Below are 26,275 nucleotides of genomic sequence, written 5' to 3'. Positions count from 1 at the left end.
CCAGGGTCGCTACGCGGGCTGGTCCGGCTTCGCCGCCTTCGACACCTCTGTCAGCAACGACTCGACGTCCGATCCCCAGCGCGAGCTGATCACCAGGTCTCGCGCACGGTCGATCCACAGCAGATGGCTGCCGCCGTTTCCCCGGGCGCAGCGCCCGGACGCCGGGGCTTCGGGCCAGACCGTGCGGTCGTCGTTCAGCCACCAGGACAGCCCGTAGTTCCGCTTGACCGGGCAGGGCGTCCACATCTCGTCGATCCATCGGCGGGAGACCACCTGCCGGTCGCCCCATCTCCCGCCCCGCAGGCAGAGGTGGCCGATCCGAGCCAGGTCTAGGGCGTTGATCCACAGGCCGCCGCCCCAGTGTGCGCCCCCGGACACCACGGGTACGGCGTGGCCGTCGATGTCCAGCACGGAATCGGTATAGCCGTGCCAGGACCACGAGGGCGAGGCCCCGATCGGCTCCATGATCCGGCTCCGCAGCACCTCCGGCAAGGACTGCCGCAAGAGCGCCGTGAGTGCCAGGGCGGTCAGGTTCACCCGGACGTCGTTGTACGCCCAGCCCTCTCCGGGAGGGCCTCCCGCCGACTCCGTGCCCTCCCGTGTGCTCTGGGCGTCGACCGCCGTGGGCTTCCCCCACAGCTCGCCCTCCCACTGGCTGGTCTGATCCAGGAGATGGCGCCACGTGATCCCGCGTCCGTGCCCGCCCGCGAACTGCGGCAGGTCGACCAACCGGCAGACCGGCTCGTCGAGTCGAAGCCGCCCGTCATCGAACGCCACACCCGCCACCAGCGACAGGACACTCTTCGTCGCGCTGAACGCCATTTCCACCCGTGCCGGGTCCCCCCAGGAAGCGACGACCACGCCGCGTCTCAGGACGACGCCGCCGGCCCCCTGACCGTCGAGCAGGGGACCCACCACGTCCCGGTGGGAATCGTCGGACACCTGAGCCGCCAGATACGACGCCATGTCCTCCACACCAGGCACGGGCCGCTCGTACTGCGCCCTGGCGGCGCGCTCCAGGCCGGCCGCGTCCACCCCCGCCCAGGGGTCGCCGAGTTCGACGCCGTCCTCCAGGCGCTCCCCCACGGCACCGCTCATCGCAGGCAGCGGCCTCGCGAAGCCATCTCCTTCAGTTCGCGGCACCTCTGTGTCCACCAGGTCTCCGTTCATTGCCAGACGGCTGGCGAGAGCCGAAACTGCGCGGTTTCCACCATCCAACCAGACGACTCTGGAGGGTAGTTGCCTCATGTCGCCATCCGTACCGCGGGCAGAACACCGAAATCTCAAAGACGTCCGCACCTTGGCCGTGAGTCCGGGCATCCGGGGGCCCGGCCGTCTGCTGGAACGACCATCTCACCGCCGCCGTCAGGTCAAAGACCATCGCAGTACTAGGCCATGTCCGACGGGTTCCACGGCACCGGCCCCAGGTCAGTGACCTGGGGCCGGTGTGTTCTCGGCCGAGGAGGTGGCCGGCGGTGGCGAGGGCGCCCGTCACCAGTGTGCGCTGCCGTCAGTCTCGATGCGCAGGGCCTGCACGGTGTGGACACCTGGATCTCCTTGACCTGTCGGGAGCTTCTCGGCGTCGGCCGCTGGTCGTTCGCGCCGCTCTTCAGATGGCCTCTTCGGGAGCTGTTCAGGGCCGGCTCGGGGCTCCGCGCTTGGCGACACGTACCCCCACGCGGCCTCGTTCGGCGGGGTGCCGCCGCATGGTTCAGGTTGACTGGATTGAGCGCAGCATGTTCAGGCGGGCTGCCCGACGGGCCGGCCAGATCGCGGCCAGGACGCCGATCGCCAGGGCCAGCGCCAGGAAGATCCCCAGCCTCCCCCACGGCAGCGCCATCTCGTACGTCGTCATCGACGACGCCATCAGGCTGCCTCCGGCCCAGGCCAGGAAGATGCCCGTGCCGATCCCGAGTACAGCCCCGAACAGGGAGATCACCGTCGACTCCAGCCGGACCATTTGCTTGATTCCGGCGCGGTCGAGGCCGATGGCCCGCAGCATGCCGATCTCGCGGGTGCGCTCGAAGACCGACATGGCCAGGGTGTTGACGACGCCGAGCACCGCGATGGCGACGGTCATGGCGAGCAGCCCGTACATCATGTTGAGTGCCGTGGTGATCGCCCCGCCTTCCGTCTTGATGAGTTGCTCCTGGTTCTGGACCTTCAGCAGGGGGCTGTCACCGAGCGCGGCACGGATCTTCCGCTCCAGGCCCGCGTCCTTGCCGGGCTCGGCCTTGACCAGTACCTTGTCGAGCTTCCTGGTGCCGGAGTGCGGGAAGACGTCGGCGAGTGTGCCCAGCGCATCCTGCGCGGTGCGGGTCTGGGCGTAGACGCCGACGACTGTCAGCTTCTTCTCGGTCTTGCCGGTGTCAGTGCCGACGTCGAGGGTGGCGCCGAGTTCGAGGCCGGCCTTCTCGGCGAACTCGTCGGAGACCGCGATCTTCCCGGGGCCGATGTCACGCAGGGACCCGGCGCGGAAGTCGAGCTCCGCGGTCTTGCCGAACGCCTCGGGGTCGGTGCCGGTGATGACGGCGGGCCCGCTCTTGGTGCCGAATCGCGTCGAGGTGACGGGGACGGCCGCGGCTACCCCGGGCACCCTCGCGACCTTGTCGGCCGCACCCGGTTCGAGACTGCCGCGGTGGGAACTGTTGGAGATCTTGTAGTCGGCGGTCAGTCCCTGGGCGATCTGCTTGTCCATGGCCTGTTGGGTGGAGTGCCCGGCGACGGTCAGAGCGGTGATCAGGGTGAGCCCGATCATCAGGGCGGACGCGGTGGCGGCGGTGCGGCGCGGGTTGCGCAGCGCGTTCTCCTTGGCCAGCTTGCCGCTGACGCCGAACCAGCGGGTGATGACCTTGCCGGCCAGGGTGATCAGCGGCCGGGAGAGCAGCGGGGCCAGCACGATCATGCCGCTCATGGTCAGCCCGGAGCCGAGCATGGCGATCTGCACGTGGGACTGGGAGTTGGTCTCGAGGGTGGAGACGTGGAGCATCACCAGTACCCCGGCCCCGGTGAGCAGGGTGCCGAGCACATTGCGGATCACCAGGGCGCGGGCGGGCGGCACCTGGTCGACGCTGCTGAGCGCCTCGACGGGGGCGATCTTCGCGGCCTTGCGGGACGGCAGCCAGGCGGCCAGTACGGTGACGAGGACGCCGACCGCGAGCGCAGAGGCAACGGTCGAGGACGTGATGACCAGCGGCCCGTCGGGCAAGTTGGCGCCGGTCGCGTTGAGCAGCGGGCGCATGGCGGCGGCGATGCCGATGCCGAGCGCGAATCCGGCGGCGGAGGCGCCGAGGCCGAGGAGGGCGGCCTCGGCGAGGACGGAACGTACGGCTTGGCGGCGTGAGGCGCCGACGGCCCGCATCAGCGCGATCTCGCGGCTGCGCTGGGCGATGAGCATGGTGAAGGTGTTGGCGATCAGGAACACCCCGACGAACAGCGCGATGCCGGCGAAAATCGTCAGTATCTTCGCGAAGAACCCGTTGTCCGCGGTGATCTGTGCGGACTGGTCGGCTGCCAGTTCGGCACCGCTGGCGACCCTGGCGCCCTTCTCGGGAAGCAGCGTTCGCACCCGGTCGGTCAGCGCACGCTCATCGGTACCGGCTTTGGCCGCGACCGTGATCTCGTCGAACTGACCGGCGTGGAGGAACAGCTTCTGCGCGGTCGGGGTGTCGAAGAGGGTGAGGGTGCCCCCGGCGGCGACCCGTGGGTCGTCGGTGGAGACGGTACCGACCAGCTTCTTGGTCAGGGCAGGCCCGTCGGTGGCGAAGCGGACGGTGTCGCCGATCCGGTAGCCGGTCTTCTCAGCCGTCCTGGTGTCCAGCACCAGCTCGCCCTCGGCCGCGGGACCGCAGCCTGCTGCCAGGGGGAAGCGGCTGTCTTTGCCGTCCTTGCCGGGCAGGTAATTGATGGCCAGGTTCCACGAGTTGTTGTCGGCGTTGACCGGGCGGCCGTCCTTGGCGGCCAGGGTGGCCTCGCCGTTGACGGTGGGGCGCACCGAGGCGACTCCGGGCACCGCGCTGATCTTCCGCGCCAGCGCGGCGTCAAGGACGGTGATCGGCTTGTCCTCCGAGCCGCCGGGCCCGGCGGCGCCATCGGCCTGTACGGAGGCGGCCACGCCCTTGAGGCTCTTGGCGGCGGCGTTGTTGAAGGAGCCGGCGACACTGTCGCCGAAGACAAGGGTGCCGGAGACGAAGGCGACGCCGAGGAGGACCGCGAGCGCGGTCATGAGCAGTCGGGCTTTGTGCGCAAGGACGTTGCGCAGAGCTGTACGCAGCATGGTGGTGTGTCAGTCCTGGGGGTACGCCGTGGGGACAGGGAAGCCAGCGGGAAGGGAGGCGGTGCGGGGGGCCTCGTCAGCGCGTCCGCACCTGTTCGAAGCGCCGCATGCGATCCAGCACGCCCTCTGAGGTGGGGGCGGACAGATCGTCGATGAGCCTCCCGTCGGCAAGGAAGACCACCCGGTCCGCGTACGAGGCGGCCACCGGGTCATGGGTGACCATCACGACCGTCTGCCCCAGCTCGCGTACGGATTCCCGCAGAAAGCCCAGGATCTCCGCGCTGGAACGGGAGTCGAGGTTGCCGGTCGGCTCGTCGGCGAAGACGATCTCCGGCCGTCCGGCCAGCGCGCGAGCCACGGCGACGCGCTGCTGCTGGCCGCCGGACAGCTGCGACGGACGGTGTCGCAGCCGCTCGGAAAGGCCGACGGTCCCCACGATCAGCTCCAGCCACTCCTGGTCGGGCTTGCGGCCGGCGATGTCCACCGGAAGCGTGATGTTCTCCAGGGCATCCAGCGTGGGCAGCAGGTTGAACGCCTGGAAGACGAAGCCGATCTTCTCCCGCCGAAGCCTGGTGAGTTGCCGGTCGCCCAGGCCGGACAACTCGGTGTCACCGATACGAGCAGACCCGCTGGAGATCGAGTCGAGCCCCGCCATGCAGTGCATCAGTGTCGACTTGCCGGAGCCGGACGGCCCCATGATCGCGGTGAATTGGCCACGGCCGAACTCCACGGAGACCGAGTCGAGGGCAACGACGCGGGTCTCGCCCTTGCCATAGACCTTGGTCAGCTCCGCTGCGCGCGCAGCGACGTCCAAGGGGACCCGGAGGCCGGGGTTGGGGGTGACGGGCTGCGACATGGGTACTCCTCGCGGTGGTGCGGTGCGGAACTCCCGACCATCGTGGCCGCGGCCCACCCCCGCATACGTCGCCCTCGGGTCGGGAATACGCCGCCTGCCGAAGGGCAGACCCGCCACGGCCGTGTCACCCTCACGGACCGCCGCCCCTCTCCCCGAAGAGAGACCCGACGCCCCGGCCCGGGACTCAGCCCATGAGCCCGGCCTGATGCACCAACAAGGCCGCCTGCACCCGGCTGCCGCACCCCGTCTTCCCCAGGATCGACCGGACATGGGTCTTGACCGTCCCCACACCGATACCGAGCCGCCCGCCGATCTCTGAGTTCGACAGCCCCTCCCCCAGCATGACCAGCACCTCCCGCTCCCGGTCGGTCAGCCCTGCCACCCTGCCGTCCGAGGCGGCGGCCACGGCTCCGGCCCCGCCACCGCTCAGCATCCGCCGGACGACGGTCCCGGTGACGCCGGGCGAGAGGACCGCGTCCCCCGCGGCCGCCGCCCGTACCGCGCGGATCAGCTCCTGCGGCCCCTCGTCCTTGAGCAGGAAGCCGGTGGCGCCCGCCCGCAGGGCCCGGATGACATTTTCGTCGTCGCCGAAGGTGGTGAGCATGACCACGGTCGGCGCGGGGTCGAGGGCGACCAGCGGTTCGACGGCCGCGAGCCCGTCGAGTACGGGCATACGGATGTCGAGGAGCACCACATCGGGCCGGTGCTCGGCGGCGAGCCGGACGGCCCCGGCACCGTTGGCCGCCTCGGCCACCACCTCGATGCCGTCGGCGTGCCGGAGGATCAGCCGGACGCCGTGCCGGATCATCTCCTCGTCGTCGGCGAGCAGCACCCGGATCACGGAACCTGCCCCGGAGTCAGTGCAGTTGGCCTGGTCAGTCATGCGTCCTTCTCCCACGGGGTGGTTCAGTCGGCTTTTCGGTCACCATGGGGACCGTGAAGCGGTCGATCGCAATCAAGATGTCGGACCGGAAGCAGTAGCGGACGATCTCCAGCCGCCCGCCCTCGGGAATCCCGCCCGGATACGGATACAGGCAGTCGGTGGCGGAAGCCGGCCGCGGCGGCTCGCGCCCGGCAGCAGCCGCGCGCGCCCCGTGGTCGTCCGGTGCCACGGCACGCTCCACCCGCTCCCTGGCCATCCCCACCCGGGGCTTCTCAGGGCTCCGGTCCTCCGAACCGTCGTGGGCAAAGGCCACCAGCACGACCCCGAAGAGCATCATCCCGCCCACCCCCGCCAGGCCGAGTAGCCCGGTGACGGCGCCGGCCAGGCGCCGCTGGAGGGCCAGGAGCCCGCTGCCGGGCCCGTCGACGGCGGCCGGCCTGCTCTCGTACGGGGCCGTGTCCGCCGCCTCCGCGCCGGGCCCGGGGGCGGCGGGAATATCGGCCGCCACGGCGAAGCCGCCACCGGGCGTCCGGTGCGCCTCCAGGCCGCCGCCGAGCAGCGTCACCCGCTCCCGCAGCCCGGTGAGCCCGCGCCCGGAGCCGAGCCCGGTCGTGGCGGTGGGCGGCAATGGCGGCACACCGTTGCGCACCCCTACCTCCACCCGCTCGTCGGCGTGCCGGACGGAGACGGTCACATGGGCCCCGGCCGCGTACCGGTGGACGTTGGTGAGCGACTCGCGCACCACCCGGTGGACCGCCCGCCGCACCCGGGCCGGCCGGGCGTCGAGATCGGGCCCCTCCCAGGTGAACGCGACGGGGATACCGCCGCCGCGTGACTCCTCGACCAGCGCCTCGATGTCCGCGCGGGTGCCCGTCGCATCGGTCAGCGCCTCCGTGCCGGTGTCCCGCCCCAGCGGGCCGAGGACGCCCAGCGCCTCCCGCAGCTCCTGCATCGCGTCGCGGGTGGCGCGGCGCACCACGGCGGCCTCGTCCCGCAGTCCGGGCGCCTCCTTGGACAGCGCCATCTCCAGCCCGCCCGCATGCAAGGAGACCAGGCTCAGGCGATGCCCGACCAGATCGTGCATCTCCGCCGCGATCCGCGACCGCTCGCGCATCCGCGACTCGCTGTCCGTCAGCCGCCGCGCCTCCTCGGCAGCGGCCGCCCGCTCCCGCAACGCCCGCAGCAGCCGATCCTGCTGCCCCGCGACGGTGCCCACCAGCCCGGGAATGACCACCGTGGTGGTGGCGAGCACCGCACTCAGCATGAGACCGAACGACCTGCTGCCCATCTCCAGTACGGGCGCGGACACCACGCAGGTGGCCACCGTTACGGCAGCCGCACCGAGCAACAGCCCGGCTCGCTGCCGCGGCGTCTCCAACTGGCGGGCCGCGGTGTAGGCGGCTACCGCGGTCAGCAGCGCCACGGCGGGCATCACACCCATCAACACCGCCAGCCCGAGCACGCTGACCACCGGGAAGCGGCGCCGCACCAGCACCAGCGCGATCCCGACGAGCCCCAGGGCCACCGCTCCGCCCTGCAGCCTCTCATCGACCTTCGACTCAACCGTGTGGACGAGCAGCACCAGCGCCCCGGCCAGGACCGCCTCACCCGCCGCCCGCAACAGCTGCCATCCGCTCTCCCCTGGCCCGGCGAGGGGGCTTCGGATACGGCGGTTCTCGGTGGCAGGCGGAGCGCTGGACGGCATAACGCCGATTATCGGGGTCATTCTTCGGGGACACCCTGCGCCTTGGGGACGACCCGCCTCTACCCAAAGGCAGAGGCCCCGCCGAAAGGCAGAGGAACGAGTACTGGCAAGGTTCGGGCCAGAGGCGGCCCGGCGCCGCAGCAGGATCTCGGAGGGCAGCAGGAGCGATCAGGGCGGCCGGTCCGGCCCGCTTGTGCCGGACCCGGCCGAGGCAGGGCGACCTGTGAGGCAGGTAGAAGCACGCCGCCCCCTGACGGACGACGTGACCCCGGATCACGTCAGCGGCATGGTGAGCACCATGCGCCGCCTCCTTCTGATCGAGGCCGGGCCGCTCCTGACGGACGGGCCCTCATTCCCGTGCGGGCCTGGATCGAAAGGCTGGAGCGCAGCGGTCGTGCTCTCGCGGAGGCCGCCAGCGACGCGCGACTCACCCTCGGCGGCGGTCTCCCCCGGTGATCGGGGCCGCTGTGCTCGGCCAGGCAAGCACAGGGTGCGGACACGGGAGCCCGGCATACACGCTCAGGCTCGCTCCGCGCCGTCGGAAACCGTGCGAGGTCGTGCCGCCGTTCCCTCCCGCTTCTACTCCGGAACGACCGCCATGGCCTCGACCTCGACGAGGTACTCGGGCTGCGCCAGGCCCTGCACCCCGATCCATGAGGACGGGGGCGGGTTCTCCGTTCCGAACACATCGACCAGGACGCGGCCGATCACATCCGCCTCGGGACCGGACTCGAAGTTCGGAAGGTAGAGCCGGAGGATCTGAATGTCATCCGGGCTGCCGCCGACCGCCTCGAGAGCGATGAACACATGCTGGAGCGCCTGGCGAAGCTGCGCCTCCCGCCCCACCGCCGTCACCTCGTGGTTGCTGTCCCACGCGACCTGCCCCGCGATGTTGACGATCTTCCCGGGCGGCGAAACCGCAACCTGGGAAAACCCCCAAGGACGGCTGGGGAACAGGGCCTCGGGCTGAAACGTCGTACGCGGCACAGCACACTTCCTCAGTAGCCATGGAACAGGCCGGAACACCACACCGGCCTCATGAAGCACTCTACCCACCGCGCGCCACACCTCGGCCGCATCACCTCGGCGGCCGCTGGTCGCGGCATCGTGGGACTTTGGTTCGCGGCCCAGGCAGTACTCGGCGCCCGCACCGGACGGCCGCAGGCCGGGCCCGCCGCGCGATGGGCGGCCGCCCTGTCTTGCCGCAAGCGGCGCTGAGAGAAACCAGCCGTTCGTCGTCGGAGGCGAGGCACCGGCGTCCAGTGAGATTTCCCGATGCTGTCGCCGTTCGATGGGTACGTATCCTCCAAGCAGCAGCATCTCGGTAGGGCCGGGGGGATCAAGTGAGTCGTGGCGGAGACCAGCGAGCACTTCTCCGACGCGCGCGTAGGTGTATGAGGCGGGAACAGGCCTCGGCCCGCGCAAGCCGGGAGGGCGCACAGGAATCCCCGCGGCACCATACCGACTGGGCCAAACTCGCCACGACCTTCACGATGATTACCGCGGCCGGAGGACTCCTCTTCACTGGAATCAGCACCTACTACTCTGCGCAAGTCTCAGAGGATCAGCTGGACCAGTCCCGAGAGGACGCCGAAGCAAAAGACCGCAAGCAAGCGGATCTCGTTTCCGCCTGGTCCTATCGGGAGAAGGGCGGCGGGAGTACCGGGGTCATCTCGAACCGTTCCAAGGACCCTGTGACGAGCGTAAACGTCGTGATCACCGCGATCCCTGGCCCGCACCGCAAAGGAGCCTCAGCTCCGGGTGTGCCCTATGTGTTGCAGATCGCCACCGTCGGACCGTGCTCCAAGATCACCTTCCCGGCCAAGATGGTGCGGGACGAACTCGGCCGCTCCTGGACGCCGGACACCGAAATGAGAGTCGACATGATCTGGTTTTCCGATGGCCGCGGGAAGCGGTGGAAGCACCGGACCGCCAGCTATCCGACCTTGCTCAAGGAGCACCCAGACCTGGGCGACGCCAGAACGCGAAGCAACACATTTCATGCCCCTTTACAGGTTCAGGTGGCGAACGCCAAGACAGTGCCCGGATGTTAGACGCGGGGTGACGAACAAGTGCGGAAATGTGCGGCCCGAACCTGCCTCGCGGTGGGATGTAATCGACGCGGACACAGAGTTCGAGTCCAGCCGCAACGTACGGGTTGGCCGCGTTCCAGGTCGCTGACGGCTGCGCCGGGTCTGCGTACTCCCACACGTCGAGGAAGACCTGGCCAGGGACGGCAGGTGCCGTCTTGTAACTGCCGAACTGCCGTGCCTCATCGGGGTCCGGCCATGCGTTGAAGTCGCCCATGACAACGGGCGGGAAGCCGGTTCCACAGCTATGCGCCGTTTCGAACTCGGCAAGCACTCCGACCTGTTGGCAACGCACCGCAGAGGCATCGATGGCCTACGTGAGGTGGGTGGTGAAGAACGGCACCTCGCCTTCGTCGGCATAGCCGCAATCCTCATCTCGACCGCCTCTACCGCCGGTTGGCGGCCCCGTTCACGGCCTGAGCCGGTCCTGCTGCACGTCGAAGCAGACCAAGCCCATGGCCCCTGCCACGGCTGCCGCGTACGCCGATGCCTCCTCGGCCGTGCGCCACCACTGGTCTCGCTGATCAACGGACCGGTCGACCAGTCGAGGTGTCCTCCTCGTCCTCTGTGAGGTCACACCACCGCTCAAGCAGCGCGGCCACCTGGACCGCTATGCGTGGGGACGGGGGCTCTTCCACCTCGCCGGCGATGTAGCGGTCGTAGACATCGCTGAAGACCTGGGCAGCGATCTTGTCAGCCGACGGCCAGTGCCGTGACGCCGCCGTCCACGAGCAGGTCGGTGCCGGAGATGAAGCTTGCTGACGAGCCGACGAGGAAAGCGACGGCCTCGGTGATGTCGGCCGCTGTCCCGGCTCGCTTGGCGTTGGAGGCGGCAATCATCCTCCGCATCTGGTCCCCGTGTTCGCCGGCGAGTTCCGCCTGCCCCATGGGGGTGGCGATCGCTCCGGGACTCACGGAGTTGATCCGGGCGTTCCGTGCGCCCCAGGTGGAGCTCGCGGCCCTCACCCGCAACAGGTTGGCTGCCTTGGAGAAGGTATAGGCCGCCCCTGGGTCGGAGAATCGTTCCTCGGACGCGACAGGGAGGGAGAGCAGTTCGTCGGCTGGCGTCGTGGCCAGTTGCACGGCTTCTTCGCCGGAGAGCCCGGAGTTCCGGTGGCCGGCCATGCTGGCGATGACCACGCCGGAACCGCCTGGGGCGACGACCTGGCCGAATTCCTCCAGCACGAGTGCGACTCCCAACAGGTCGACGGCGAGTATGGCGGCGACGGACGCTTGCGCGGGCGAGAGTCCGGCCGTGTGGACCACGGTCCGCACCGGACCGAGGTCGGCGGCCCGGCGAGCCAGCGCGCAGACGGATTCCCGGGACGAGACATCGACCGAGGCGGCCGTTACGGCGTACCCGTCCTTCTCCAACTGCGCACGGACGGCTTCCAGGGCCTCGGCGTTGAAGTCAGCGATCAGGAGCCGGGCTCCGGGACCCAGACGGCGGGCGATGGACTCTCCCATCCCGCCGACACCGATGACGACGACTACTGACTGGCTCATGTCTTCCACCTTCTCGATGGCCGGCAGAACTGCCGGGGGCTTGGGGGCGTGCGGGGCTACGGCGGGTTTCGTGAACCGCCGGAGATGCCGTTCCGGCGAAGTCTCGCATGAATCCGACACTTGTCGGGTATCCCACAGGTGTGGGTGACACTACAATGACTCCGTGCCCGTTCAGCAGAGTGACCGCCGCTCCCGCCGCTCCCGTACCGCGATGGAGGGCGCACTGCTGGAATTGATCGGCGACCGCGACCTCAGCCAGATCGCGGTCTCCGACGTGACCGGCCGCGCCGACGTGCACCGCTCGACTTTCTACGAGCACTACACAGACGTGCATGACCTGGCCGCCTCGGCCTGCACGGAGATGTTCGACCAGCTGCTCTCCGCCACCTCGGCGCTCTCGGTGACCGGGGAGTCCCCGACGGAGGGCGTGCACCCCTCCCTCACAGCGGTGTTCGCCCATGTCGCCGAACATCGCGCGCTCTATGAGGCCCTCCTCGGCGCAGATGGCAGCGCCCGGGTGATCAACCACCTCCTGCAGCGCATGACGGAATCCATCCGGCCGAGACTTTCCGCCCGGCTCACCGACCCCGAGGGCGGTACGGACGACTCCGCGGCCGCCTTTGTCTCCGGAGCCCTTCTCGGCGCCATCGCAGACTGGCTCCACCGCGGCTGCCCCGGGACGCCGGAACGCTTCGCCACCGCGATCTGGCCGCAGTTGGTCGCCTCGTCGCTCGCCCGGCCGGCCTGAGCGACCCCGCCCGCAGGGCCGCCGGCCGAGAACCCGGCGCCGGAGCGAGCTGCACCCGTGAGGCGATGACACCGCTCCCGCCCGGCGCCACCCCTCCCTGACCCGCCTTACGCAACCCCCGCTTGCGCCCCTCGTTGCGCGCGAACGGTGTGCGTGCGCTCATTCCGTAACCCCGCCGGCCTCGCGCACTGCGATCAGTTCTCCGCCCCTCCCGCGGCGGCCCCCACCGGCCCGGCGCCCACCCGGTCGGCGCGGCGCCCTTCCCCTGATGTGCGCTTTCGCCTGATGTGCACTTTCACCCATCAGTCTGCACAGAGGGGCTTGGGGTCCCGCATTCGCTGTGCCCCCAAGTCCCCCCCCCTGCCGCCGCGCACTCCAGATCCCGAGCCGCCGGACCCGGCGCATCCGCGTGCACAATCCACCCCTCGCTGACACAGCCCCACTGTCCACAGCCCCTTGCAATACGACAGCTGTCGGTTAACCTACAGGTGTCGGGAATGGATCGAGGTTGCGGCACCGGGCTTCCGCCCAGGCCCGTGAGACCCCGTCCCGTCGCACGCCGACCGTGCCGCGCAGATCCCTGTCGAATGAAGTGAGGAAGGCAGTCGTTCACATGTGGAACCGAACTGACCGAGGCCCGTTTCCCGGAGCGGCTTCCCCTCGGGGCTCCGTGGACCTGGCGGGCGCGGCGTGGTGACCCGCCCCGGCAAGGTGGTGATCGTCGGTGGCTCGTCGGCCGGCCTGGCGACAGCGGAGGCGCTGCGCCGTCAGGGCTACGAGGGACGGCTGACCCTCCTGGACGCCGAACGTCATCTCCCCTATGACCGCCCGCCGTTGTCGAAGCAGGTGCTGACCGGCGCCTGGGAACCGTCGCGGACTCAGTTGCGCTCGCAGGAGCATCTCGCCTCGCTGGAGGCGGAGTTCATTCGCGCTGAGTCGGCTGTCATGTGCGACGCGGCAGAGCGTGCGGTGACCACCGCCACGGGTCGCGTGGTGCGTGGCGATGCGCTGGTCATCGCCACCGGGCTGCGCCCCCGAACATTGCCGGACCAGGAGGAACTCGCGGGAGTGCATGTGCTGCGCACCCTCGACGACGCGCTGGCGCTGCGCAGTGACCTGGCGGCCGGTCGCCGCCTGGTGGTGGTGGGCGAGGGGGTGCTGGGTGCGGAGATCGCCGCCTCGGCCCGTGGCATGGGCGTGGAGGTCACGCTCGCGGGCTTCGGGTCCGTCCTGCTGGGCAGTCAGGTCGGTGGCAGGGTGGGGGGCTTCCTCACGCGTCTCCACACCGAGCGGGGGGCGGATCTGCGCCTCGGGGTCGCTGTCGAGGCCCTGGCCGGCAGCGGGGGCAGGGTGGGCGGGGTCGGTCTGGCCTCGGGGGAGGTGCTGCGCGCCGACACGGTCGTCGTAGCGATCGGGGCGCGGCCGGCCACCGAGTGGCTGGAAGGCAGCGGGCTGGCGCTCGGCGACGGCGTGGAGTGCGATGCCTACTGCCGTGCCGCCCCCGGTGTCTACGCCGTCGGAGACGCGGCGTCCTGGCACCACAAAGGGCTGGACAGGCGGCTGCGCCTGGAGAATCGCACCAACGCGACCGAGCAGGCCCAGGTCGTCGCGGCGAACCTCCTCGGCGCCGAACGTCCCTACACTCCGACGCCCTACTTCTGGACCGATCAGTACGACGCCAAGCTCCAGGTGCACGGTCTGCCCACCCCGGCCGCCGAGACCCACATCGCCGAAGGCGACCCGGCCCAGGGACGCTTCGTCGCTGTGTACCGGGAGAACGGCGAGGTGACCGGCGTCCTGGGCTGGAACATGCCCAAACAGGCCCGGCTGCTGCGCCAGAAGCACCTCGTCGCTCCGCGGAACGGACAGCCGCCAACCACGGTCCGCTCCGGATCATGACCCGCCGCACCATGACCCGCCGCACCAGGCCCGGCAGCCCTCCACAGCCGCACAGACAGACGTGTGAAGCGGGTGCAAGGTCAGCGCCCGTAGGCGGCACCCACACCCCGCTCCCGTCGATTCCCGTCAATTCCCGTGAATGGAGAAGCACATGAGCCCGAACGAGCAGACACTGAAGTACCCGCTCGCCTACGAGACCGCGCTGGAGCCTGCCGCCGAGTGGGCCGAGCTGCGCGGCACGTGCCCGGTGGCCACCATCACCGTGCCCGACGGCAGCCAGGCCAAGCTGCTGACCCGCTACGACGACGTCAGGGAGATGCTGGCGGACCCCCGCTTCACCCGGCAGGACCTCGTCCGTGGAACCGGAAATCCACAGGAGGCAGCGACGACGTCGGCCGCAGCGGACACCTCGGAGTCCCTCTTCTCCGTGCCGAGGCACGGAGAGGACCACCAGCGGTGGCGCCGGCTGGTGGGCAAGTGGTTCACCGCCAAGCGCATGGCCGCCCTGCGGCCCCAGATGGCCGCGATCGCGGACCAGCTCCTCGACGAGATGACCGGGCGCGGCAACTCCGGCGATCTCAAGGCGCTCTTCGCCTTCCCGCTGCCGGTCTACGTGATCTGCGGCATGCTCGGCGTGCCCGCCGAGGACCGGGACCGCTTCTCCTACTGGTCCGACAACTTCCTCAACCTCACCCGGTACTCCGCACAGGAGCGGCAGACGGCGGTCGGCGAACTCGTGGCCTACATGGCCGGCCACATCGCCGCCAAACGCGCCGAGCCCACCGACGACCTGCTCAGCACCCTGATCGAGGAGAGCAGCCGCGATGGTGAGGCGCTGACGGACGCCGAGCTGCTGGGCACCGGCATCTCTCTGCTGGTGGCCGGGCACGAGACGACGGCCAACATGATCGGCAAGATGGTCGCCATGCTGCTGGCCGACCGCACCCGGTGGGAACGGCTGCTGGAGAACCCCTCGTTGGTACGCAGCACCGTCGAGGAGGCGCTGCGCTTCGACGCCAACGGTGGGTTCGGCCTGAGGCGTTACCTCACCGAGGATGTCGAGATCGGGGGCGAGGTCCTCCCCAACGGGACCACGGTGGTGTGCGCCATGGCCGCGGCGAACCGGGACGAGACCGCCTTCGAGAACGCCGCCGAGATGGACCTGGCCCGCACTCCCAACCCCCACCTGGCCTTCGGCGCGGGACCCCACTCCTGCCTGGGCCAGGCACTGGCCCGCACCGAACTCCAGGTGACCCTCGAAGTCCTGCTGCGCAGACTCCCCTCCCTCGAACTGGACGTCCCCGCCACCGACCTCGAACGCCTGGAAGGACTGCTGGTCGGCGGTCTCAGCGAGGTCCCCGTCCGCTGGTGACGGCACGACAGCACACGTACGCCCCCCGACAGAAGGAGACCCCCATATGAAGATCACCGTTGACGAGGAGAAGTGCTGCGGCGCCGGACAGTGCGTCCTGATCGCCCCCGAGGTCTTCGACCAACGCGACGAGGACGGAATCGTCGTCCTCCTGGAGCCGGAACCCCCGCACGAGCAGCACGACCTCACCCGTGAAGCGGCCGCCGTCTGCCCGGCCGCCGCCATCCAGGTGCACGACATACCCTGAACCTCGCCGCCCGGCAGCGGTGGCGCGGCCCGCGGAGCCCAACCGGCTCCGCGGCACCGGGGCTCCCCGGAGGTCCCTCCCCCCGGAAGCGGGCCAGACGTGGCCGCGCGCCCCGGCTCGCCTTCCCCGACCAGGTCCGGGCTCATGGCGTGCTCGTTCGTTGAGTTCCCAACGCGGCCGGCACCACCGACGCCCGGCCACGCCCCACGCCCCACGCCCCACGCCCCACGCCGACAAGGGCTACGACTACGGCCACCTGCGGCGTTGTCGAGAGGACGGTGTCCTGGCCGACGGCCAGGTGCCGGCGCCTGCACCGTCACTTCGAGCGCAAGGCCGAGCACCTCCTTGCCTTCGTCGGCATGACCGCGGCCCCCATCGGCTACCGCCAACTCACCGACTGAACGACGTCTTAGAGCAGCGTCGGCGCGTGGAATGCGCCGAGACCGGAGGTCAGGTCCCGGTCCAGCCAGTAGCGGCGTGGTTCGGCGAGCATGATGGCGACGCTGACGGCGAGGATGCCGGGGATCTTGGCCAGCTCGTGGTCGATGAAGAGCGCCAGGGCGGCGCGGTCGGTGACCAGGCCCATGACGAGGACGGACATGTCGCTGGCGACGTGGGCGGCGAGCCGGGTCTGCGGGAGCTGGTCGATGCGACGCATGACATCGGGCGTTCCGCCTGGGGCCACTCGCAGGCGGAGCAGGAAGGGGGTCTGGAAGCCGAGCCATTCCGACACCATCTCCAGGCGCGGTTTGACCCATCCCTCGTCCAGGACCCGGCGGACGACGCGGTGCGCGGTGGAGGTGGCCAGGCCGGCCGCTCGGGCGATGCTCGCGGCGGATGCGCGACTGTCCTGGATCAGCTGGGCGACCACGGCGCGTTCGGCCTCCGTGAGCGGCTTGGCGGGGGGTGTCGCCGTCGCGGCGCCCTCTCGGCTGGCGCCGGTGAGCTTCAGCAGCTCGGCGCGTTCGGCGTCAGTGAGGAACTGGGGGTCCCAGGTCATACCCCGGCGCAGGGTGCTGAGGGCCGGTAGGGCGTTCACACGGCGCACGCCGGGGACGGAGTACAGCCGGTCGATCGCCTCGCTGGTAGCGGCCTCGGACGGGGCGTGGATGACGGCGTAGAGGGGGTCGTCGCCGGAGACCTGTGCCAGGAGCTGGAGGTGGGGCAGATCGCTGAGCCGGTGGAGGACGGTGAGCGGGGTTTCGCCGGTGATGTCCAGGAAAACGTGGACCGGCATCGCCGTGGAGTGCATGCCCCAGTAGGCATGCCCGATCGCACGGACCATCCGGGCCTGGTGCAGCCGGTCGTAACGGCGCTTGAGCGTGCTGGCGTCGGCGGCCAGAATCCCGCCGATGTCGTCCCAGGCGGCCCGGGGGGCCACGTGCAGCGCGCCGATGAGGCGCCGGTCGAGCTCGTCGAGGAGAGGGCGGGTCATGGTCCCCCACTTTAAACTGCCGGTTAATCCTACCGTTACATCCAGAGGCTAGAGAATCTCTCACTTGGATGCCACTCTTCGCAGGAACATCCCTCGGAAGCACGAAGGGGTACCGATGAGTGCCACCTCCGCTCAGCCTCAGGCCACCGAGCCACAGTCGAGAATCCTGCGCACCGCGTTCCGGAGCTTCGCGGCGATAGAGAAGATAGGTAACAAACTCCCCAACCCCTTCTGGCTGTTCTGGATACTCGCTGGGGTCGTCGCCGTCCTCAGCGCCGTATTGGCGGCGGTCGGCGTCAGCGCCGTGCACCCTGGCACGCACGAGATCATCAAGGTGCAGAACCTGCTCAGCAAGGACGGCCTCACCATGGCCGTCGAGGGAGCCGTCGACAACTTCGCGACCTTCCCGCCGCTGGCCACCATCCTCACCGTGATGTTCGGCATCGCCGTCGCGGAGAGGAGCGGGCTGTTCTCCACCCTGCTGCGCCGCATGGTCGCGCGGGTGCCGGGCAAGTACCTCACCTTCGCCCTGTCGATGACGGCCATGGTCAGCCATGTCGCCGGCGACGCCGCCTACGTCACCCTCATGCCGCTCGGCGCACTGATCTTCCGTGCGGCGGGCCGCAGCCCGGTGCTCGGCTGCATCGTCGCCTACGTATCGGTCTCCGCCGGCTACGACGCCTCGCCGTCGCTCACCACCACCGACGTACTGCTGTCCTCGATCTCCACCGCCGCCGCCCACACCATCGACGCGAACTATGTCGTCACCCCGCTGGCCAACTACTTCTTCGGGCTCGGCTCGTCGGTCCTGGTGGCCCTGGTGATCACCCTCGTCGTCGACAAGGTCCTCGCCCGCCGCCGGGACCTGGAGCCCGACGAGCCGGTCGCCGCGCCGGACGCCGAAGAACTGGAGGCGATCGAGGTCACCGGGCAGCAGCGCCGCGCGCTGCGCATGACCGGGCTGGTCGCTCTCGGTCTCATAGCGTTCCTGGTGGTGGCCATGGTCCCCTCGTCCTCACCACTGCGCGGCGAGGGCGGCGGCATCGTCGACTCCCCGCTGGTCGGCGGGATGGCGCTCGTCCTGGGTGTGTTCTTCGCCGTGCTCGGCACCGTCTACGGGCGGATGACCGGGGCCTTCTCCGCCGCCCGCGACATCATCGCCGCGATGGCCGACGGCACCCGGTCGATGGCGCCGATCCTCGTCCTGTTCTTCGCGATCTCCCAGTTCCTCGCCTACTTCAAGTGGACGAACATCGGCAACATCCTCGCCGTCAAGGGCGCGGAGACGCTGCGTGACCTGCACATGCACGGCTGGACCGTGCTGGTCGCCCTCGCTGTGCTGATCACGTTCATGAACCTCGTCATCACGAGCGGCTCCGCGCTGTGGGCACTGGCCGCCCCGGTGCTGGTGCCCATGCTGATGCTCATCGGTATCGAGGCCGAGACCACCCAGGCCGTCTACCGCGTCGCCGACTCAGTCACCAACTGCGTCACCCCGATGAGCCCGTACTTCGTGATGGCCCTGGGATTCATCCAGCAATACCGCAAGTCCGCCGGGATCGGCACCCTGGCCTCCCTCACGATCCCGATCGCCGCCGTCGTCTGGGGCGTCTGGATCGCGTTCTTCGTGGCCTGGTACCTGCTGGGCCTCCCCTTCGGGGTCAGCTGACCCCGCCCTCTGCGCCCCGGCCCCGTACGAGAAAGCAGACCATGACCGCACTTCCCGCTACCGCCCTCACCGCCCGCGCCCAGGACGTCTCGCCGGAGATCGTCAGCGACATCCTGACTCTCGTCCGCCACGAGACCAGCAGCTACGACCTGCCCGGCCTCGCGGCGGGCCTGGACCTCCTGCACGCGCTCGCCGTCCACCGACTCGGCCAACCCGACCATGCACAGCGCCATCCCGGCGGCGAATGCGGCGACACCCTCACTCTGACCTACACCGGCACCGGCGCCGGGCACGTCGCGCTGGTCGGCCACTACGACACGGTATGGCCGACCGGCGCCCTCGCCGGATGGGAGCAGCCGGAGGGTTCCGACGACGGCCGGGAGAAGCTCAGCGGGCCCGGCATCTTCGACATGAAAGCCGGCCTGGTCCAAGGCATTTGGGCCCTGAAGCTGGCCAGGGCGAGCGGAGTACCGGTGCCCACCGTCACCTTTCTCTTCAACGGCGACGAGGAGATCGGCTCGCTGTCCTCGCGGCCGGTGATCGAGGAGTTCGCGCGGAAGGCCGACGCCACGCTGGTGATGGAGCCGACCGCCCACGGTGCGGTCAAGACCGCCCGCAAGGGCTGCGGGATCTTCCGGGTAACGGCCACCGGCGTCGAGGCACACGCCGGGCTCGCGCCTCAGGACGGGGCGAGCGCGATCACCGCCCTGGCCGAGTTCGTGGTCGCCGCCGCGGCCGTCGCCGCGCCCGGCAAGGGCACCACGATCAACACCGGGCTCTTCAAGGGCGGCTCCGGCACCAACGTCGTCGCCGGGCAGGCCACCGCCAGTATCGACATCCGGGTCAGCAGCGAGGCCGAACAGCTCCGGGTCGACGATGCGCTGGACGCCATCAGGGTCAGCGACCGCCGCGTCCGCATCGAGATCGACCACGCCTGGAACCGGCCGCCGATGACCCTGACCGCCTCCTCCGCCCGCCTCCTCGGCCTCGCCCGCGAGGTCACCCGCGAGCAGGGTCGCGGCGACTTGCCCGACGCCGCCGTTGGTGGCGCCAGCGACGCCAACTTCGTCGCCGCCCTCGGCCTGCCCGTGCTGTGCGGCATGGGCGCGGTCGGTGACAACGCCCACGCCCGGGGCGAGTTCATCTACCCCGACACGGTGCCCGCCCAGACCTCCCTGGTCGCGGGGCTGCTGGGACGACTGGCGGAACCGCTGCGGGCCTGCGCATGACCCTCGCCCACAAGAACCCGGCGCTCTGAAAGGACCTGGCCCGGCGTCGGCCGCCCCCTTGAGGGCTCCTCATGTCCGTCGGCGGTACGAGCCGCCGGAACAGCACCCACAACTCGTCCGGCACCAACCGCTCGACCAGATTCATCATGCACGGTTCAACGAACGATCACTCCATAAAAACGCGACGTCTAAACCGGAGGTTCGTCGTCATAAGTACCCGACAGGTCCTCTCTATCCCACAGACCTCCTGCATCCCAGGGGGCAGCGTCGCCCCAGCAGTCGCGGTCACCCCACGGGTCGTTGTCGTCATCCCAGGGGGCATCGTCAGGCTGTAGACGGGCCCGGTGCTCGGCCGCCAGGGACTCGCGCCACAGCGGAGGCTCATTGCCATGGCGATAGCCAGGCACAAGTTCCGGATGAGTGCTCCACAGGTCTTCGCCCGACGGGGCATCGTCGGACTGCGGACGTGGCCGCTGCCCGGCCTCCAGAGATTCACCCCAAGGGGCTCGGGGATCGGCGTCGAGCGCTCTGTGCCACAGCCTCTCGATCTCCTTCCTGGGTGAGGAAGTCGGGCCGACTCCCCGCGGGTCGTCAGCAGCTGTTGTTGGCCAGTCGGGTTCTATCTGCGCCAGGTCGCACAGGACCGTGAGGATCGAGTCGACCGTGCCCCACTTAGCGGGAGTGGACAGTCCAAGGAGCGTGCGACGCACGGTCTCCGGGCTCCCGGTCACATCAGGGCACTTCTGCGGGATCAGCTCCGCGATCTTCCGCAGGGACGGCCTGGAGGCTGACCGGTAGTAGGTGAAGAGGGCCTCCACGAACTCCCTCCGCGGCCCCGGAGGCAAACGTTCCTCGCTCGGCATCCTCAGGACCCGCCCCATGGTCTCCCCTCTCCTTTGACACAGAAGATCCAGGGATATCTCGCCATGACTCACGCTGTCACGAGAAGACTCAGCCAAATCGACGGCACATCAAGCTCTTTGCCCCAGAGAGTCCAGGGACACCTCGCCATGACTCACGTTGCCGCGAGAAGACCCAGTCAAATCGACGGCTCACCTCACTCACGGCAAGCCACTCTCTGCGACATCAAGCCAACGGAACGTTATTCACGCAGGTCAGCAGCCTGATGGAGGCTATCCCGTCGTGCTGTTTCCCTGCCATTCGGCCAGCCTGTGCGAGATAATGGAAGAACGGCTCCCTGCTGCAACAGGGAGCCGTTCTGTATCCGAAGCACGATCACCTGTGAGAAGGAGTCGTCGTGTCCGTCTTTGAGCCTACGAGCAATCACGGATTAACGAAGCCCCCCGCCGCACCTGTCGTCTCCACCCGGCGAAGGGCGCTGCGGAGGCTGTCGGGCGAGGCAACAACCGGCCTCGTCCGCGGCGCGTCAACAGCACTGGGGACAGCGATCATCGGCTGGCTCGTACTCTGGTTCCAACAGCACTGACCCGAGAGCCGCTCGGGGCTGGCCGGCCACCAGTTCCAGCGTCGCTCCAGCCCAGCCTCAACTGCTCGAAGTCACGAGCCCGCGAGGCACAGCGTCTTCCTGAGCACGGTGGTCGCCGTGCTCAGGAAGACCGGGCTCCGGCAGACCAGCCGACTGGCCGGTCGCCGTCCACACCCGCACCGCCGTCACAGCGCCACTGTCCTGCCCGGCCATCAGATCCGCGCCCCGGTCAGCGCTCACAGCAGCCATGGCCCCACCGAAGTCTTCCGAGATCTGACACCGCCTGGATTAGCTGCTGAACTTCGGCCAGGAGTTCCTCTTTGGGTTAACGGTGTACGGGAGCGCGCCGAAGGAGCCGCCTGAGAACCACCGCAGACCCGGGTGGAGGTGGCGTCATCGACGCCGCTACCCGGGTCAACCGGCCACTCAGCTACGGTGCTTGCCCGCCAGGTCGGCCACAAAGTCCCCCCTCTACTTGGGGTAGAGCGCCTCGAAGTCGTCGGCGTCGACGTTGTGGCTCACCTCGCGGACCCGGTCCGGGCTGGTGAACCTCACATCAGCGACCTTGCTCACGTCCAGGCTTTGCGATCAGCCACCCGACAGTCTCTCGGTGGCGCCCGGTCTCAGAAGTGCCCGGACGAGGGGGCCCGGCCCAGCGCCGTCACCGCGAGGGCCGCGACGGCGAGCCCGCCGCCCAGCCACATCGCCGCGGTGACCCCCGCGCCGTCCGCGGCCAGCCCACCGGCCAGTGCACCCAGAGCGATCGCCCCGTTGAAGACGCCGACGAACAGCGAGGAGGCGGCCTCGCGCGCCTCGGGAGCCGAAGCCAGCAGCCAGGTCTGGGTGCTGACCGACACGCCGCCGTAGGACATTCCCCAGACGGCGAGCAGCACACCGGCGGTCAGGACGGAGCCGCCGAGCACCGGTACCAGTGCGACCGTGGCCGCCAGTACCGCACTGACCACCAGCAGGGTGGAGCGCGGGGACCGGCCGGCGCCCGCGCCGGCCGCGAAGTTGCCCGCCATGCCGGCGATTCCGTACACGAGAAGCAGCGTGCCGATCATCCCTGCGCTCGCGCCCGAGACCTCCTCCAGCACGGGGCGCACATATGTGTAAGCGGCGAAGTGGCCGGTGACCAGCAGCGCCACCACGGCCAGTCCGGTCCGCACCCGCGCCTCGCCGAACAGCCGCATCACACCGCTGAGCCGCACCTCCTGCTGGGCGGGCAACCGCGGCAGCAGGACCGCCAGGGCGACCAGTACCACCAGCGCCAGCGCGCCCGCGGTCACGAACGCCTGTCGCCAGTCGGCCAGTTCGCCGATGTACGTGCCCGCCGGGACGCCGAGCACCGAGGCCACAGCGATACCGCTGAAGATCAACGAGGTCGCGGAGCCGATCGACTTCGGCGGCACCAGACGTACCGCCAGGCCCGCCGCGATCGCCCAGACGCCGCCCATACCGATGCCGACCAGTACGCGGGCGGCCACCATCACCGCGAAGTTCGGCGTCCAGGCCGCGAGCAGGTTACCCACCGTCAGGACCGCCATCAGCGCACAGAGCACCGTCCGCCGCTCGAACCGCCCCAACAGCGGCGTCAGCAGCGGCGCGGACACCGCACCGACCAGGCCGGTGAGGGTCAGGGTCAGGCCGGCGGTGCCCTCGGTCACCTTCAGCGCGTCCCCGATGGGCGTCAGCAGGCCCACGGGAAGCATCTCGGACGTCACCACCGTGAACGTCGCGCTCGCGACCGCCGCGACGCCCAGCCAGCCGCGGGTCGCGGAGCGCTCCGGCACCCCGGTGGTGTCTGCAATTTCCTCAGTCTGTGCCATGCGGCCAGCCAACCCGCCCCGACCTGCGGGAACAACGGCCGATCCCTCATCCTTCGATAAGCGTGACTACTCGATCGGCCGGCGCGGAGCGGCGGTGCAGAAGGGAAACCATGAGCGGTCTGGAGATACGCGAGCTGGAGACATTCCTCGTGCTCGCCCAGGAGTTGCACTTCGGACGGGCGGGCGAGCGGCTGTACGTCTCCCAGAGCCGGGTCAGCCAGCTGCTGCGCTCCCTGGAGAGCCGCATCGGCGCCCCGCTCGTCGAACGCACCAGCCGCCGAGTGCGCCTGACCCCGCTGGGCGAGAGCTTCCTCGTGGGCCTGCGCCCCGCGTACGACGCCCTGCGTGCCACTGTCGACGAGGCCAGGGCCGCTGCGCGGGGCACGGGCGGGGAGCTGCGCATCGGCTTCCAGGGCACCGTCGACGACTACCTCAGCCAGGCGATCACACGGTTCGGGGACCGGTATCCCGACTGCGCGATCGACATCGTCGAGATCCCGCTCTCCGACCCCTTCGGGCCGCTGCGCCGCCAGGAGGTGGACTGCGCGGTGGTTCTGCTGCCGGTGGCCGAGGACGACCTCGTCCTCGGTCCGGTCTTCTCCCGGCAGCCGCAGACCCTCGCCGTGTCCGTGCGGCACCCCTTCGCCGCCCGGGACTCGCTCTCCGCCGAGGAACTCGCCGACTGCCGGCTCATCGGCATCGACGGCGGCGCCCCCGAGTACTGGCGGCGGGCCCAGGCCCCCGGCCTGACCCCGGGCGGCCTCCCCATACCGGCCGGTCCCAGCGTCAACACGCTCCAGGAAGGACTGAGTCTGACGGCGGCCAACCGCGGCGCCATGCTGCTGTGCCGGTCCACGGCCGACTACCACGGACGTCACGACTCCCTCACCTTCGTCGCCGTGCAGGGCCTGCCCGACTCCGAACTGGGCCTCATCCGCCACCGCACCCGGCCCTCCGCGCAGGCGGAGGCCTTCGCGCAGGCGGTCACCGAGGCCGCCGGGGCGGCGACCTGACCGCGAGGCCCTCTGCCGATGTGCTTGTCCCGGCGACGCACACATATCTCGCCACGATGACGAGCCCGGCCAACGGTGGCGCGATCCATCGCCTCGGATTGGTCAACATGCCCGCCATCGCACACCGGTTGGGCGTTCGGTCTCGGGCGGCGCCTGCTCGATGAATTCAAGTTGGTCGCCGCGACGAAATCCGGTACACGTAATGCCGCCGTCGACACCGCGCACTTCCACGCGGAGTACGCGACCGCCGAAGCCAAGCTTCGTTCGGGACGGGCGTGGGCGATGGAGGTATGGCGCGATATCGAAGACACCCTGAATGGCGGCGAGTTGCTGAGTACCGGGCAGGACACTCTGCTCAGGCCGGAACTCAACCACGCGACGTGGACCGTGCAGGACGTGGGTCAGAAAATGGCTCAGCGGCGCGCAGCCTCAAGCACACTGGGAATTTCTCGACCTGACGCCATGACCACCACCAGGGCGGCGAGTGCACACCGGCACGAAAGGGAGCCGGTGTTCGCCCCGCTCCCGGAGTTCATGAAACCTGCTGCGATTGCGTGATCTTCCAAGGCCTGGACCGGTTGCACGGCGCCCCGGGGCCTGGAAGACCTCGTCGAGATGGGGGGCGCAGCGAGCACCACCGAAGCTGGTCCGCTGCCCCGCCCCAGCCTGGCGCCCCTGCCGACTTTCCCCTATGACCGCAACGTCTCCGAAGGCGACTCCCCGAACTGTTGGCGGTACGCGAGGGAGAAGCGGCCCGGGTGCAGGAAACCCCAGCGGGAGGCGACGGCGGTGACGGTCGTGGTACCAGGGTCGGAGGCCAGGAGTTCCTTGCGTACGCGGTCCAGGCGGACCTCTCGCAGGTACGCGAGCGGTGTCGTGTCGAGGTGTCTGCGGAAGCCTTCCTGAAGGGCCCGTACGCCGACGCCGACGTATTCCGCGATCTCCGCGACCGTGAGCGGCTCGGCGGCGTGTCCCTCGATGACCTCCATGGCGCGGCGGACCGCGGGCGGCGCGACGCGCGGCTGCTCGCCGAGCAGCGCCGAGGTGTAGTTGTTGGGCTGGGCCATCAACAGCTGGGTCATGAGGAGTGATTCAAGTTGTTGTGTCACGACGGGCTGGCTTGTCATGCCACCAGGCCCCTCCGCCTCCCGGCGCATGAGGTCGACGATGTTGAGCCAGGACCGGGAGCCCGGGGTCGTGAGGTTCATACCGAGTGAGAAGTGGATCGGGCGGCGCACGGTGCGGCCGAGCAAACTGCCCAGGTGCGATTCCAGTGACGATCGGTCGAACCACACGATCAGCTGCGGATTGCCGTCACCCCAGCGCATGTCCAACATTCCGGTCGGAGAGGGGACAGAAGCGAGTTCCGGGGAGGAAATGATCTCCTCGCGGCCGCAGGTGATTTCGGCATGACCGGCGAGCGGGATTTGGACAAGGAAGAAGCTCTCCAGATCTCCCGGTGTGATCCGGACTTCCGTTCCGTAATCGAGGTAATAGAGACCTGTCCGGTCGAAGGGTGTTCCGTGCAGCCGGGCGTCGAGCGTCGCCGAGCGCCGCGTGATGCGCAGCTCATGCGGACAGAAGGCGCGGCCGACCTCGGCCCGCGCCTCCCAAATGTCCGCTGTATGGAACCGCTGGTGATTTGCGAGGGGGGACTTTTCAGCGGGCACGTAAACCTCCACCGCCGAGATGCGCAATCGGGACAGCAATCCGCGTGATCCGGATAGCGCAGGTGATCTTGCCATACCAGGATTGACCCCTGACCGCCGCGGCCCCGAGAGAATCCTGGGAATCATCAACAATGCAGGGAGTGCCGGGCCGGACTGCGCCCGTCATTGGCGGCGTCACGCCCAGCGGACGGCCCGTCGCATGTGCGCTGCGCGTCTTACGCGCGACCGGCACGGCAGGGGCGGCCAAGGCTGTTTTTCCGCACGTCGCGGCACCCTTGCCTCTGCCACCCCGGCCCGCCGATTCGGCCGGGCCCCTTTAGCCGGCCGGGTCACCCGGGGCCCCTCCCCCGGACCTACGGGTGACCCGGCCTCCCGCGGGGGGGCCCCCGCCCCCCCCCCCC

21 protein-coding genes are annotated in these 26,275 nt (G+C 69.7%); 10 read left to right on the top strand and 11 right to left on the bottom strand.

Going from position 1 to position 26,275, the window contains the following annotated elements; all coding sequences use genetic code 11:
- Positions 1-9: 9 nt before the first annotated feature.
- The 6 genes from ACWC9R_RS07015 to ACWC9R_RS06990 form a co-directional block, all read right to left on the bottom strand.
- Positions 10-1,098, bottom strand: coding sequence for a serine hydrolase domain-containing protein (locus tag ACWC9R_RS07015; protein WP_450729348.1), 1,089 nt, complete (start codon positions 1,096-1,098; stop codon positions 10-12).
- Positions 1,099-1,711: 613 nt separating this feature from the next.
- Positions 1,712-4,276, bottom strand: a complete 2,565-nt coding sequence (locus ACWC9R_RS07010; RefSeq protein ID WP_450729347.1) for an ABC transporter permease — start codon at positions 4,274-4,276, stop codon at positions 1,712-1,714.
- A 76-nt stretch (positions 4,277-4,352) separates the two neighbouring features.
- Positions 4,353-5,132, bottom strand: coding sequence for an ABC transporter ATP-binding protein (locus ACWC9R_RS07005; RefSeq protein WP_450729346.1), 780 nt, complete (start codon positions 5,130-5,132; stop codon positions 4,353-4,355).
- A gap of 184 nt (positions 5,133-5,316) precedes the next feature.
- Positions 5,317-6,015: a response regulator gene (locus ACWC9R_RS07000; protein ID WP_450729345.1), complete on the bottom strand. Its 699-nt coding sequence runs from the start codon at positions 6,013-6,015 to the stop codon at positions 5,317-5,319.
- A complete protein-coding gene (locus tag ACWC9R_RS06995; RefSeq protein WP_450729344.1) occupies positions 6,008-7,720 on the bottom strand; it encodes a sensor histidine kinase in 1,713 nt (570 codons plus the stop codon). Before ACWC9R_RS06995 ends, ACWC9R_RS07000 begins: the two co-directional genes overlap by 8 nt.
- Before the next feature lie 579 nt (positions 7,721-8,299).
- Positions 8,300-8,707: a RidA family protein gene (locus ACWC9R_RS06990; RefSeq protein ID WP_129246489.1), complete on the bottom strand. Its 408-nt coding sequence runs from the start codon at positions 8,705-8,707 to the stop codon at positions 8,300-8,302.
- 407 nt (positions 8,708-9,114) lie between these two features.
- Here ACWC9R_RS06990 and ACWC9R_RS06985 point away from each other — a divergent pair, with 407 nt between their 5' ends.
- Positions 9,115-9,774 carry a hypothetical protein gene (locus ACWC9R_RS06985; RefSeq protein ID WP_450729486.1) on the top strand — a complete coding sequence of 220 codons (660 nt, stop codon included), beginning with the start codon at positions 9,115-9,117 and terminating at the stop codon, positions 9,772-9,774.
- Here the strand turns inward: ACWC9R_RS06985 and ACWC9R_RS06980 are convergent.
- A complete protein-coding gene (locus ACWC9R_RS06980) occupies positions 9,671-10,084 on the bottom strand; it encodes an endonuclease/exonuclease/phosphatase family protein (RefSeq protein WP_450729343.1) in 414 nt (137 codons plus the stop codon). The genes ACWC9R_RS06985 and ACWC9R_RS06980 overlap by 104 nt on opposite strands.
- Positions 10,085-10,503: 419 nt before the next feature.
- Entirely contained in the window at positions 10,504-11,316 is an 813-nt protein-coding gene (locus ACWC9R_RS06975) for an SDR family oxidoreductase (protein WP_450729342.1), read from the bottom strand.
- Between the two features lie 163 nt (positions 11,317-11,479).
- On the opposite strand from ACWC9R_RS06975, the gene ACWC9R_RS06970 reads away from it, so the two are divergent.
- The 5 genes from ACWC9R_RS06970 to ACWC9R_RS06950 all read left to right on the top strand — a co-directional run bounded on the left by ACWC9R_RS06970 (position 11,480) and on the right by ACWC9R_RS06950 (position 15,983).
- Entirely contained in the window at positions 11,480-12,064 is a 585-nt protein-coding gene (locus ACWC9R_RS06970) for a TetR-like C-terminal domain-containing protein (RefSeq protein ID WP_450729341.1), read from the top strand.
- A gap of 693 nt (positions 12,065-12,757) precedes the next feature.
- Positions 12,758-13,963 carry an NAD(P)/FAD-dependent oxidoreductase gene (locus tag ACWC9R_RS06965; protein WP_450729478.1) on the top strand — a complete coding sequence of 402 codons (1,206 nt, stop codon included), beginning with the start codon at positions 12,758-12,760 and terminating at the stop codon, positions 13,961-13,963.
- Between the two features lie 151 nt (positions 13,964-14,114).
- Positions 14,115-15,335, top strand: coding sequence for a cytochrome P450 (locus tag ACWC9R_RS06960; RefSeq protein ID WP_450729340.1), 1,221 nt, complete (start codon positions 14,115-14,117; stop codon positions 15,333-15,335).
- Between the two features lie 46 nt (positions 15,336-15,381).
- Entirely contained in the window at positions 15,382-15,582 is a 201-nt protein-coding gene (locus ACWC9R_RS06955; protein WP_450729339.1) for a ferredoxin, read from the top strand.
- 278 nt (positions 15,583-15,860) lie between these two features.
- Positions 15,861-15,983 (top strand): hypothetical protein, encoded by a 123-nt coding sequence (locus tag ACWC9R_RS06950; RefSeq protein ID WP_450729338.1) that lies wholly within the window; start codon positions 15,861-15,863, stop codon positions 15,981-15,983.
- An 8-nt stretch (positions 15,984-15,991) separates the two neighbouring features.
- Here the strand turns inward: ACWC9R_RS06950 and ACWC9R_RS06945 are convergent, their stop codons facing one another.
- Positions 15,992-17,017, bottom strand: coding sequence for an AsnC family transcriptional regulator (locus ACWC9R_RS06945; RefSeq protein ID WP_450729337.1), 1,026 nt, complete (start codon positions 17,015-17,017; stop codon positions 15,992-15,994).
- A gap of 115 nt (positions 17,018-17,132) precedes the next feature.
- On the opposite strand from ACWC9R_RS06945, the gene ACWC9R_RS06940 reads away from it, so the two are divergent.
- Together ACWC9R_RS06940 and ACWC9R_RS06935 are read left to right on the top strand one after the other, a co-directional pair.
- Positions 17,133-18,686 (top strand): AbgT family transporter, encoded by a 1,554-nt coding sequence (locus ACWC9R_RS06940; RefSeq protein ID WP_450729336.1) that lies wholly within the window; start codon positions 17,133-17,135, stop codon positions 18,684-18,686.
- Positions 18,687-18,727: 41 nt separating this feature from the next.
- Positions 18,728-19,915, top strand: coding sequence for a M20 family metallopeptidase (locus ACWC9R_RS06935; RefSeq protein WP_450729335.1), 1,188 nt, complete (start codon positions 18,728-18,730; stop codon positions 19,913-19,915).
- Between the two features lie 2,070 nt (positions 19,916-21,985).
- Here ACWC9R_RS06935 and ACWC9R_RS06930 read toward each other — a convergent pair.
- Positions 21,986-23,191, bottom strand: a complete 1,206-nt coding sequence (locus ACWC9R_RS06930) for an MFS transporter (RefSeq protein ID WP_450729334.1) — start codon at positions 23,189-23,191, stop codon at positions 21,986-21,988.
- Positions 23,192-23,301: 110 nt separating this feature from the next.
- On the opposite strand from ACWC9R_RS06930, the gene ACWC9R_RS06925 reads away from it, so the two are divergent.
- Positions 23,302-24,204 (top strand): LysR family transcriptional regulator, encoded by a 903-nt coding sequence (locus tag ACWC9R_RS06925; protein WP_450729333.1) that lies wholly within the window; start codon positions 23,302-23,304, stop codon positions 24,202-24,204.
- Positions 24,205-24,279: 75 nt separating this feature from the next.
- Positions 24,280-24,762, top strand: a complete 483-nt coding sequence (locus ACWC9R_RS06920; RefSeq protein ID WP_450729332.1) for a hypothetical protein — start codon at positions 24,280-24,282, stop codon at positions 24,760-24,762.
- Positions 24,763-24,893: 131 nt separating this feature from the next.
- On the opposite strand, the gene ACWC9R_RS06915 is transcribed toward ACWC9R_RS06920, so the two are convergent.
- A complete protein-coding gene (locus tag ACWC9R_RS06915) occupies positions 24,894-25,874 on the bottom strand; it encodes an AraC family transcriptional regulator (RefSeq protein WP_450729331.1) in 981 nt (326 codons plus the stop codon).
- Positions 25,875-26,275: the final 401 nt, after the last annotated feature.

It is taken from the genome of Streptomyces sp. NPDC001219, assembly GCF_053597915.1.
The sequence above is the reverse complement of the archived record's forward strand: the minus strand, read 5'-3'. Positions and strand labels throughout refer to the sequence as shown.